Annotated in this window: 4 protein-coding genes; all 4 read right to left on the bottom strand. The window is 42.0% G+C overall.

Going from position 1 to position 12,419, the window contains the following annotated elements; translation table 11 throughout:
• Window positions 1-245 precede the first annotated feature (245 nt).
• Genes ABE41_RS08205 through addB form a run of 4 tightly spaced genes read right to left on the bottom strand, consistent with a single transcriptional unit; the run spans window position 246 to window position 12,082 of the window.
• Complete coding sequence (locus tag ABE41_RS08205; protein WP_066288652.1) at window positions 246-3,650, bottom strand: SbcC/MukB-like Walker B domain-containing protein; 3,405 nt, start codon at window positions 3,648-3,650, stop codon at window positions 246-248.
• Window positions 3,647-4,828, bottom strand: a complete 1,182-nt coding sequence (locus ABE41_RS08200) for a metallophosphoesterase family protein (protein WP_066288650.1) — start codon at window positions 4,826-4,828, stop codon at window positions 3,647-3,649. The genes ABE41_RS08205 and ABE41_RS08200 overlap by 4 nt, the downstream gene beginning before the upstream one ends.
• A gap of 10 nt (window positions 4,829-4,838) precedes the next feature.
• Complete coding sequence (gene addA, locus ABE41_RS08195; protein WP_066288648.1) at window positions 4,839-8,582, bottom strand: helicase-exonuclease AddAB subunit AddA; 3,744 nt, start codon at window positions 8,580-8,582, stop codon at window positions 4,839-4,841.
• Window positions 8,579-12,082, bottom strand: coding sequence for a helicase-exonuclease AddAB subunit AddB (gene addB, locus ABE41_RS08190; RefSeq protein WP_066288645.1), 3,504 nt, complete (start codon window positions 12,080-12,082; stop codon window positions 8,579-8,581). The genes addA and addB overlap by 4 nt, the downstream gene beginning before the upstream one ends.
• Window positions 12,083-12,419 lie beyond the last annotated feature (337 nt).

Here is a 12,419-nt window from a genome sequence, read left to right as displayed (position 1 = left end):
CTCCAAGATGCTCGCTTTCCGCGGGGCGTGCGGTAAGCTTCCTCGGCACTTTGTGCCCTTAGGTGTCTCACCTGTCCCGCTGATCCCGCAGGACAAGGAAGGCTTCGACAGCGTTACATCGCACGAAGAAAATGTGATTTTCATTTTAGAGGAGTCTCGCACCTTGCGCTACAATCAACTAGTCCAAGAGGCTTACTCAACAAAAAATGTTCAAAAGCAACAATCTTTTAGAAATGAGCATTCACTTAAAGCTGATCCAACCTCACCCTCGTTCCCTTTCCAGAATGTTCAGCGGGTTCTACAATCAGACGCTTTGTTAATCTGGCTTTCAGCTCAGGTACGTGTGATATGACACCAATCGCAAAGTTTTCCATCTGTACTTTTTCGAGTGCTGTTACTACAGTATCGAGAAGATCTTGATCTAGCGTTCCAAAGCCTTCATCTAAAAAGAAGAATTGAAGCGGGAACTTTCCTCTAAGCTGTATTTGTGCAGAAAGGGATAATGCTAATGCGAGTGAAGTCAGAAATGTTTCACCGCCTGATAGAGAAGTAACTGGTCTTTTAATTCCGCCATTTGCATCATCTCTAATGACAAAGCCGCTGTTGGAGTCAACTTCAATCGCATAACGTCCTCTTGTGAGCTTAGAAAGACGACTCGATGCATCACGAGTGACATGAATAAGCTGCTCTTCAGCCATAAACTCAACAAAAGCGTTGCCTCTAAACACGCTTTGAAGCTTTCCGATTTGCTCCAGAAGTATTGACACTTTTTGCTTTTCATCATCGAGCTCTCTAAAACGAGCATGATTTTTTTCGATAATAATCCAGTTCTGTTTTGCCTGTCCTACAGCTTCCCTCGTCTCATCTACTACTTGCTTAAGTTCATTCAAAGCTGTTTGCTGTTGAAGCATCTCTTCTTCATTTATTGGTTTTTCAGGAAGTTTGGCTTTTAATGCTTTAATAGCCGCTTTTACCTCTTTGCACTGATCAGAATAGATAGTCAGCTGCTGTTCCCAATTTTGTTGAGAAGCCTCATCTTTTACAGAATCTGAATATTCTTCAAAGCTGTTAAAAATTGAATTTTGCAGTTTCTCATTCCATTGGGTATGAGCTTTCTCGCTTCTTTTAAGAGCATCATTAAAACGCTGCACAATTGAATGCAATGCTTTGTCAGCTTCCAAAAAAAGTTTTCGTGAACACTCATATTGCTCTACAGCATACTTATATGCGGCAGCAACTGTTTTAAGCTGTTTATCAACAGCTTCATATTGTTCACTTGCCTTTTTATCACCTAAGCGGTCCAGCAGCTTTTCTTTAAGATGCTGAATATCTTTATTCAGATTTTCCAGCTGGTTCTTACTCGTGTTAATGGAGAATTCAAGCTTTCTGTTATCTTCTTTTCTTTTTTCAATTTTACTGTTTTGCTTATCAAGAAAATCGGCAGCAGTTTTAAGGCTTTCCTGAATCTCATGCTGTCTTGCTTCACGTTGTTCAAACCGTTCTTTTACCTCATGCAGGCACTCTAATTCAAATGATATTTCTGCTTCTTTCCATTCAGCTGCAATCTGTTTTTTAAACTCTTTATTTGCTGTGAGTTTTTGTTGAAGTTCATCAACTTGCTTTTCAGCATATTCACAGTTAAACGTCAGATGCTCAAGCTGCTTTTGCTGTTCGTCGAAGCGGGATGTGAGTGCTTCAAATCGGTCTTCTATTGAGAGCTGATCCTGCACAACCCCTTTTACTTTAATTGAGTGATTATTCATTTTTTCAACATCAAAGGTTCTGTCGGTTTTCACATTTTCAGTTACTGCAGCATCACGGGCAGCAGCTGTTTCCTCGCTTGGCATATTCATCTTAGTCCAGATTTTATTTGAAAGTTTTTCAAGCGTTTCTGCAAGATGATTTAAATCACGGTTCATGTTTTGCAAGGTAACTTTTGCAGCCTCTAAGTATTCTACTGTTTCCTCATTATTATCTAAGCCATTAGTTGAATCTTTAAATGGCGATGGATGAACAGTTGAGCCGCATACCGAACATGGCTCGTTCTCTTCTAGCTGCGAAGATAGCTGGGCAGCGAGATGCTGAATCTTTAATGTTTCGTGATTCTCTTTTTCTCTCTTAAGTGTTTCCTGTAACGAAAGAGACAGACTTTCATTTTCTCTGATCGCATTTTGTGCATCATTATATAATGACAGAACATCACTTGATAGATCTTTCCAGTTATCTATGCTTGTATTGATCGTGCTCTTTACATGTTTTATGTTTTGGTTCATCGATTCCAGATTTTTCACAGCTTGTTTAAGTTCGTTTTGTATGTTTTGTTCTTCGTTTTGAAAGCTTCGATAACGCTGTGAGAGCAATAGAGCAGACTGCATTACGGCACGTTCTTTTTGACTGATCTCAATCGCCGTTAATTCTTCTTTCAAAGAGTTTTGTTTGTTCTTCCCTTTTTCAAGCAAACCAATCGCATCTTCTTCTGATTTTTTACCAAGAGAATAAGAGCTTTCCATTTCAGAAAGTTTTTTAGTTTCTTTCTTCAGTTCTGCTATTTTTTCATGGAGATCTTTCTCCCACCCGAACGCCTCTTCTAACACACTGAGTTTTCTAATTAATTCCGGCTCTTCTTTATCCTTAGTATCTTTCGCTTGCTCGTACTGCTTTTCATGTTCGTCAAAAAGTTTTTTTAGCTTTTCTGCCTTTAACTCAAGCTGTTCTTTTTCCATTCCCAGTTCTTTTTTTACTTTGTTGGATTCGATCCATTCTTCTGCATATGGGTTAAGACGGTCAGCCATTACAGCTTTTTTATGACATTGTCTCAACTGTTCCATTTCCGGCAATTGCAAGTCCAGCTCTTTTTGCCTTAAAAGAAGTTTTTCGTTTTCTGATTGTGTCTCCCAAAATGCTTTTTTATCCTTATATTTTTCTTCTTCTGCTTTTAGAAGTTCTGAAATATTCAGGAGAACTTGTTCTTTTTCTTTAAGCTGCGACTCTGCTTCCTGTAAGGCTTCTTGTGAAGCATCGCCTAATCCGGCTTGTTCCGCCGTAATTTCATTCAAGCGGATCTTTTGTTCATCAGATCTCTTCTTAAGCTTTTGATTTAAAACGTCGCCATACTTTTCCAGCTGAAAAAGACGCTGAAGCATCTGTCTTCTGTCAGCCCCTTTTAACGATAAAAATTCAGCAAACTTGCCCTGTGGCAGTACAACTGCACGCGTAAAATCTTCAATCGTAAGGCCTATGAGTTCTTGAACGAGCCTTGTAACATCTCTTTCTTTGTCCGCATGTACAACAGATTCACCATTAACGGACTCGATCAATCTAGAAGTGCTCGTCCGAATCGTATGTTCACCTGTTCTTTTGTAGGAACGTTCAATCGTGTAGTTTTTTTCGGCATCGCCCTGCCCTAACTGAAACGAAAAAGAAACAGAGAGTTTATCTTCAGCCTGATTCATAATTCCGTGTGTTCCGCCAGCAGCACGCTCCACCTTACCGTACAGAGCTAGTGTTACTGCATCCAGAATTGTTGATTTTCCGCTTCCTGTTGGTCCGAAGATCCCGAACACTCCACCCGAACAAAGTTCACTAAAAGGTATGGTCTGTGATTCGCGGAAGCTTTGGAGTCCAGAAACGCTTAAATGTAATGGTCTCATCCTGCATTCTCTCCTTCCCCATCCTCTTCACCTACGAGATCGAGGAAAAGTGAAATCAGTTCTTGGTCAGGAATAGCTCCGCCAGTCTGACGTTTATAAAATGCTGTAAAAAGCTCATCTACCGGAAGCTTTTGTGCAGAAACACTGATCTGTTCACCAAGAGCTTCTGTAAAAACAGGCTTTATATGAACAATACCACCATGCGCTTTTCTGAGTCTCTGAATCTCTTCCATCGAAAGAGCATCCTGCACATGAATCGACAGATCAATCCAGCAATTGTGATGCAGACCATCCTGAACACCTTGAAAGACTTCAGAAATGCCATTCTTTGCTTCCCATGCTACAAGTGGCTTGCCGCACGTTAAGTGGATCTCCTCTACTTTTTCCTTTTGGTTGGGTTCCACATCAATAATCGTTACAGATTTTGATTGACCGCTTTCTGAAAAACTATATGATAGCGGAGATCCAGAATAACGCGCTTCGGTTTTAGCACGCTTTATGATTTGCGGCCTGTGCAGATGCCCTAGAGCTACATATTGTGCAGCTGCAGGAAGACTTTCTGCCGCTACTGTATAAGCCCCTCCGATATGAACAGGGCGTTCTGAATCGCTCTCCTTGCTTCCTGCTACATATAGATGGCTCATTGCGAGGTGCACATTGCCAGGTGTGTATCTTGACGTTATTTCTTTAAAGTAGGAATCTACCCAATCATCATATTGGCTGCGAACGTCAAGTTCTTCGGCTGATTCACTTAACAGCATCTTCAAACGGGATTCAGACGGGTAAGGCAGTGCTGCGATCTCCAGCATTTCTCCCGTTCTTTTGATCGGAACCCTCTGCAGCTCTAAAGTCGGAAGCCCTACTAGCGTGATTCCTAGCTCTTTCGAAAGCGGAAAAGAAGCTGCGAGTCTGTCTGGATGATCATGGTTTCCAGCTATCGCGATAAAAGGACATTCACCTTTCCGGCTGATCCGGGCAAGTGTTTCATAAAACATCTGTTCAGCAGCTGCAGGGGGATTCACCGTATCAAATACATCCCCTGCCATAAGAACTGCATCTATTTTTTCTCTAGTCACAATATCTACTAGTTCGTCCAAAAAAGCTTGCTGTTCTTCAAGCCTGCTGCGTCCTTCCAAAGAACGTCCCAAATGCCAGTCAGCGGTGTGAAGCAATCGCATCGTATCCCCCCTATTTCACTTGCAGAATGTGTCCACCGTCAAAAAAGTAGAGATAACTCTCTTTTACCGGTTTCTTTAAGATTCTTTCTATTGCTTTTGCGTACAACGTCAGCTGCATCTCATATCTATTTAAAAACGTTTCTTTTGCACCGGAAAACCCATTCGTAAAGCGATTCTTGATTTTATCTGTCTTATAGTCGATCAAGATAAATCCATCATCTTCTTCAACTAAACAGTCAATTACACCCTGAACGAGAACATGCTCCTCTTCCCCGCTCCAGTTCTCTTTAATTTCCGAGAGGGGAAGAGCCATGCTAAAGGGAATCTCCCTCTGAAAACTGCCGTTGTCTATGATTCTTTGTCCGAGTGGTCCATCTATAAATTCTTTTATTTGATCTAACTGTATATAACGGGCTTGTTCACCAGTCAGAAGCTCTCTAGCCTCCATTGTTGCAAGCTGTTCCTGCAAGTCTTCAAGAGTTTGAGATTTCGTAAAATCTACATGCTGCATAACCATATGCATAGCTGTACCGGCTTCAGCGGCATTCAACTGAGATTCCTGCATGAATCGAGGACGTTCATGAATTGCAGGCTGTGCCGCTTTTACTAGATCCGTACTGCTGTATTCATCTGCTGTTTGAAATTGCTTTTTTAACTCTGTAACTGATTGCTTAGAACGCGTTGCAGTTGAAGACTTATGTTGATATTGCCACTCTAGACGATGGCTGATCTCATCTTTCGAATCACTAGCAATGTCCACCGGCTCGAATTTTTGCAGTTTTAAAAGGAGCTCTTCTTGTTTCTGCTCTTGTGCCATTTCAAGTTCTTCATAATCACTCGCTGGAAGGATCGTAATCTTCCAATCTGTTTCATCTATGAAAACTTCTCCTCTTCCTCGTTCACCAGTACCTAGAACAGATAATAGAGGGCCCGCATTTTTATGCCGGATAACCGCACGCCCGATCCAATCCAGATAACTTTTCACTCCCGCACGTTCATGGTCCGGAAGCAGCCAGCTCTCTTCATAAAGAGAATCACTCCAGCTTTCAACCGATTTTTCGATGTCATTCACTGTTCCGACCAGATACAATTTTTCCTTCGCACGTGTCAGTGCTACATAAAGGACACGCATTTCTTCGGCGATAAGCTCCATCTTTTTTCTGCCGATTATCGCTAATCGGGGAAGTGTCGGATAGGTTACACGGTATACCGGATTAATATATTGCGTTCCGAGACCAAGCTCTTTATGAAGCAGCACTTTTTCTTTCAGGTCTCTCGTGTTGAACTGCTTGTTTAAGCCGCCAACAAAAACGATCGGAAATTCGAGACCTTTACTTTTATGAATGGTCATAATGCGCACAACGTCTTCTTGTTCACCGAGCGCTCTTGCTGCTCCAAGATCTTTGCCGCGTTCCTGCATCCTTTCGATAAAACGAAGAAAACGAAACAGCCCGCGGAAAGATGTGCTTTCATACATTTTTGCACGGTCGTATAACGCCCTTAAGTTTGCTTGTCTTTGTTTACCTCCAGCAAGACCGCCAACATAATCAAAGTAACCTGTTTCTCTATAAATGTCCCAGATCAGATCTGCCAGTGAACCTTGACGAGCCTGATGACGCCATGATTCGAGCTGTTTTAAGAATAGTGAAACCTTCTCTTTGATCTCTGAATTATCTCCTTCTTGGCTGTATAGCTCGACTGCTCCAAGATAGCTGTCCTTTTTTTGAATGAGCCGGACGATCGCAAGCTCTTCACCTGTCAGACCTACAATCGGAGATCGGAGAACTGCTGCAAGCGGGATATCTTGAAGAGGATTATCGATTACTTTCAGAAGTGACATCATCACATGGATTTCCGTCACGTCAAAATATCCAGTTGAAAGTTCCGCATGTGCAGGAATTCCCTGCTGTTTAAATTCTTCTAATATAACAGGCGCCCATTGTGAGGTTGCTCTAAAAAGCATGACAATGTCTTTGTACTTTGCTAGACGCATCATCTTTGTTTTTTTATCAAAAACAAGATGAGGAGAATTCCCTGTTGTCCCGACTATTTCTTTTATTCTTTCAGCGATCACACGCGCTTCCAGCTGAACAGTCTCAAGGTCTGACTTTTCCAGTTCACCGCTCTCAAGACCTTCCTCATCAACAACAGGCTGGCTTTTATTAATCAAAATCAGTTCAGGTTCATTCCCCGGCTGATCCGGGTAATAATCTGCTCCTAATTTAAGTTCAGCATCTTCACTGTATTCAATCTCTCCGACTGTTTCGTTCATAATCTGCCTGAACAAATAGTTCGTAGCCTGAAGTACTCCGTTTCGGCTTCTGAAATTTTTGGCAAGATCGATTCGGAGTCCATTCCCGCCTTCTTTTGTGAACTGCTTATACTTTGATAAAAAGAGAAGCGGTTCAGCAAGCCTGAAACGGTAGATAGACTGTTTCACATCTCCAACCATGAACATGTTTCCTGAATCCGAGTCCTTTGAAACGAGACGGACAATGGATTCCTGAACAAAGTTTGTATCTTGATATTCATCTACTAAAACTTCGACAAACCGCTCACGGTATTCAGTTGCTGCATCAGAAGGAACCGGATTTTCCATTGTTGAACCTTCACCTTTTAATACCTGCAGGCAATAATGCTCAAGATCTCCAAAATCGACGAGTGATTTTTCGCGCTTTGCCAATGAATATCTGCGGCCGAATGCTTTTACAAGAGATGACAGCTCTCTTACGATCGGTGCCATCTCTTCTATATGTGCAACATAGGAATCAGGATGTCGTTCAAAGAATTCTTCTTTCAAACTGCCCATTTTCTTTTTAATGGTATCTCTCATTGCTTTTACTTTATTCTTTAGTTCTTCATCAACATCTTTTCCTCTGACCGCTTTTAGCTTTGGAGGTTCATAGGTTTGGAAAACCTCATATAATTCGCTCCAACTCTCTTTCACACGATTCAGAGACTTTAAAAAGTCCAAGTCTTCTTCCAGTGTCGCTGCATAAGGAAGGGGTCCTCCCGGGACTTCTGCCAGATCACGCGCACGAACGGCCATAGCTTGCAGTCCTTCTAATTGCAGGGAAATATCCGCAAGAAGTTCTTTTGTCCAAGGAAGGTCATCGATGGACGAAGCATTGATCTCGTAAGTATCAGCCATTTGATCGAGCCAGCCTTCAGGGTCTGGATGGCTCCTTGCAAAATCATAGAGTGAAAGAACAAGCTTCTGAAGATCCATATCATTCCGATCTGAGCTATAGGCATCAACCACCTGATAAAAAATATGTTCTTCTCCTTTGCTGTACTCTTCTTCAAAAAGCTCCTCGATCACTTCCTGACGGATAAGTTCAGCTTCTGTTTCTTCTGCTACCCTGAACCCTGGATCAAGATCTGTTTCATAATAATACTTTCTTAAAACTTCAATACAAAAAGAATGGAGTGTAGAGATGGAAGCTTTGTTCAATAAATTTAATTGTCTTCTAAGATGCAGCGAAGAAGGATGATGAGTCAGCTCTTTATCGATGGCTTCCCCAATACGTTTGCGCATTTCTGCAGCTGCAGCATTTGTAAATGTAACGATGAGCAATCTGTCAACATCTGCAGACCGCTCTCTTATCATCGTAATAATTCTTTCAACAAGAACGGCTGTTTTTCCTGAACCGGCCGCTGCTGCAACGAGTATATTTTCTCCTCGTGCCTGGATTGCTTGCCATTGTTCATCAGTCCAAGTTGATCCTTCGGGTTTTGGAATTAATGTTTTCAAACGCGGCTGCCTCCTTCCTCCTGCATTTTTTCTAAAATGATTTCATCTTTTTCTAGTTTCAGCTGACGGTATTGATTTTCTTCAAATGTCTGATCAAACTGACATACTGGTTTATATGAACAGAACGTGCAAGGCACCTTCTTTTTCATTTCATAAGGCGATATGTCAATCACTCCGTCCGTAATACCTGTTCCGGAGCTTACAGCCATTTTTCGTGCGTGATGTCTCATCGTTTCAAAATTAGATGCCGAAGCCACAGACGAGTGGGACTTATGGAATCCATTATTCGTAAGTGCAACAGGAATAATGTTAGAACGCTTATCCATCGTGCTGTCCATTAATTGCACGGCTTCTTCCTCTGCTAAAACAAGACCTTTCATCTTGAATTTCTTCAGCACTTCTTTTTCTATCTCCTCAGCAGTCAATAGCTTCTTTTGATTTAAAAGAGGGTTATGAACATGGAAATAAAGCACACCGGCAGGAATCGATTCTTGTCCCAGCCATTTCCCTGAATGTTCTACTGCTACATCCAGATATGTGAGCATCTGAAGAGCGATGCCATGATACAGCTCAGCAAGATTTAATCCTGTTGAACTCGATTTATAGTCGATAACACGCATTAAGAGACCTTTTGAACTAGCGGCAGTATCCACTCGGTCAATACGTCCGACTACCTCCATCGTTGTGCCGTTAGGCAGCTTGTAGACTAAAGGAGGCAGCGTTCCGCCTGTGCCAAATGCAAGTTCAAGACCTGCTGGAGTAAATCCGCTTGCCTTTGCATGCTCGCTTAAAATATGCGAAGCCTTGCCAACAACTTCTTTCAACTTTTTCTTAATATAAAGGTGGCGATTGGAGCTTAGCAGAATCTCATGCTGAAGCTTAGGAGCCAAGAGATCAACGATATCTCCTGCCATACGGTAACAATCTCCTTTTGACAGATCGCTCCACTGGACTCTCCTCTGCTGCAACGCATCATTCATCTGTTTTAAAGCAGCATGGAACAGCTGTCCGATATCAGGAGCTTCCAGTTTGTACATCTGACGCTCCCGCAGTTTCAATCCATATGACATAAACTGTGAAAACGGACAAGATTGAAATAACTCCATGCGGGAAATACTCGTTAAGATGCTTTCTCCATAAAGATCCTTTGATACGGAAGGGCTTAAAGGTGCTTCACGGTTAAAGTAAAACAAACTCGATATCGCTTTTTTTGCATAGTGGTCGTACTGATCATCGGTAATGATCCAATTATAGACATCCCACCAAACAGGCGAGATCGGATATCCCTTTTTCCATTCGCGAAGCTGTGCACTTAAATAGGACACACTCTTCACAGGATGCTGAACAAAAGATAAATCTTCTTTAACACCAGGTTCATTTTGATATAGATGCTCTTTTAGATCAGGGAATAGATCCCGCATCCTTTGAATGACCATTGATGGCTGCAATGTTTTTCCTTCTTCATCAGCCAGCGCATACGATACGAACAACCGGTCACTGCCGTTCGTTAATGCCAGGTAGATCATAAATTGTTCGTCCAGCAGCTTTCTTCTTGCTGAAGGTGCCAGCACAACACCGTTTCTTTCAAGTGCTTCTCTTTCGTCTTCAGATAACAGACCATCATCTTTTGGTTTAAGCGGTATGATTCCATCGTTAACCCCTAATAAAAAGTTAACTTTCACATCTGTAAAGCGTGAACGCTCCAAAGTTCCTGCCAGAACCTGATCCAGTGATGGCGGAACAAGAGCAAACTTCATACTTTCAAGACCCGTCTCAAGCATCTGCATCCATGTTTCTTTGGAAAGCTTCTCGCTTCCGGTCAGCTCTACCATTTCATCTAAAAGGCCAAGCACTGCATTCCACACCTGTCCATGCTCACGTGCAGCTCTAAGCTTCCCTTCAGATTCAGCATGAAGCCTTAAGCGTTCTAGTTTCATAGGAACGGAGAGGTCTTCTAAATATTTATAAAGTGATGTACAAAAATCTGCTACGGTTATGCTCTTAGATAAATCTCTAGAAAGTCTTTTCATCGGTGACACGATCATATCTCTAAGATCATTGATCAGCTGTTCTTTTTCATCATCCCGGCTCGTTTTTCCGAAATCATCAGCTTCAAATCCTCTGAATCTCTTATACTTCCAAGGTTTTGAATCTGTCCATCTGCTGCCTTGAATACCGAGAGCCAATACATAGTTTTCCAGGTCGTCCATGCATCTTCTAATCTCTGATGTTGTTTTTCTCATCTCATCAAGCGGATAAAGCATATCCGTTTTCACAGCACGAAATACAGCTTCATACCGCCAATTCTTTAAAACAACATCCAGTGAAGACCGGATCAGTTCAATGAGCGGATGATGAAGCATCGATTTTTTTTGGTCTAGAAAAACAGGTATCCCATAATCGGCAAATACTGTTTCAATAAGAGGCTGATAACTGCCCGCATTTCTTACCGTTACAGCAATATCCCGGTATCTGTACCCTTCATCACGGACAAGTTCAATAATTTTTCTCGCTGCACCTTCAACCTCTGATCTTAAATTGACCCCAGCTGCTAAGTGTATCCCCTCTGGGTTCGAATAGCTGATCGCAGGTCTCGCATCATATTGTTTTTCAATATGGGCAATCGCAGGAGAAATAAATTTTGGCATATGAGAGAGCACGATTGGCTCTTCTATCTCCACATTCAGCTCTTTCGCTTTTTGTGTGAGAACTTGTGCTGTCTTCTTTGTCATATAAAAGAGATCCAGTTCATGCGGATCAGTGTCCGTACGATATGATTCCTCGGAAGTCAGAGCAATCGTCACTTTCTTTGCATGTGCCATGAGACCAGCAGCTGCTTCAAGTTCTTGCGGTGTAAAAGAATGGAAACCGTCTATGTAAATCTCGCAATCCTTTATCGTATTTGAATAAGGTATTTTCTCCTGCAGGAGTTTTAAATAATCTTCAGAGTCTAAGTATTTTCCAGCAAGAGCTTTTTCAAGAGCGCCTGAAATGATGCTTAAGTCAGACAGCTTGTCTTTAAGAACTTTTTTGTTATTTTCTTTTTGACCAAGTGAAAGCAGCGTTTCTGCATTCCAGGAAAGATCTTCTGAGGATACACAATACCGCTTTAATTCTGTTGTCATAAGCTCGAGCAATTCATAAAAACCGCTCTGTTCAGAAGCTTTTTTAAATATTTTCAGTTCTTCTTTTTTACTCTCAATAATTTTGCGGAGCATCATTCTCACACCAGTGCTTGTGATGTGCATTCTTGTCATCCCGCCTGTTTCACCAAGAACGCGCCAAGCCAAACGTGAAAAACTATAAACTTGGGCACGAATCATCCCATTTAATCCGGGAGTTGATGCAAGCTTATACTCAGATTGAAAGGTCATCTGATCTGGCACTAAGTAGATAATGGGACTCCCCATCGGGTCCTCTGCAAGTTTTTCACGTATCTCTTGAAAGACAGAGTGGGACTTTCCGCTGCCGGATCGTCCCAAAATAAATTGCAAACTCATATTTTCATCCCCTGTTCCGAACACAAATTCTGCTTTTATTATCTCACAATCTACCAGCAGGGCAAAGGCTAGTATACTCAAAACGAAGGAAATATGACTGGTATTTAAAGGATTCCTGCTAGAAAATAAGACTGTACCCTAAACTTTGTAGCTCTTGAAAGTGGTTGATTTCCGCTCCAGGTTGCTCGCTTTCCGCGGGGTGTGCGGTGAGCCTCCTCGGTATATAAGCCTGTGGGGTGTTATATTCAAGGAAGCATGTGTGCTCCTGCGTCTGCTAGAAATCCTATCGAAGCGGGCTTCCTCGTCGCATGCCTTGCGAGAAGAGTAATCAGGTAGT

This window comes from Fictibacillus arsenicus, from assembly GCF_001642935.1.
GTDB lineage: Bacteria > Bacillota > Bacilli > Bacillales > Fictibacillaceae > Fictibacillus > Fictibacillus arsenicus_B.
The sequence above is the reverse complement of the archived record's forward strand: the minus strand, read 5'-3'. Positions and strand labels throughout refer to the sequence as shown.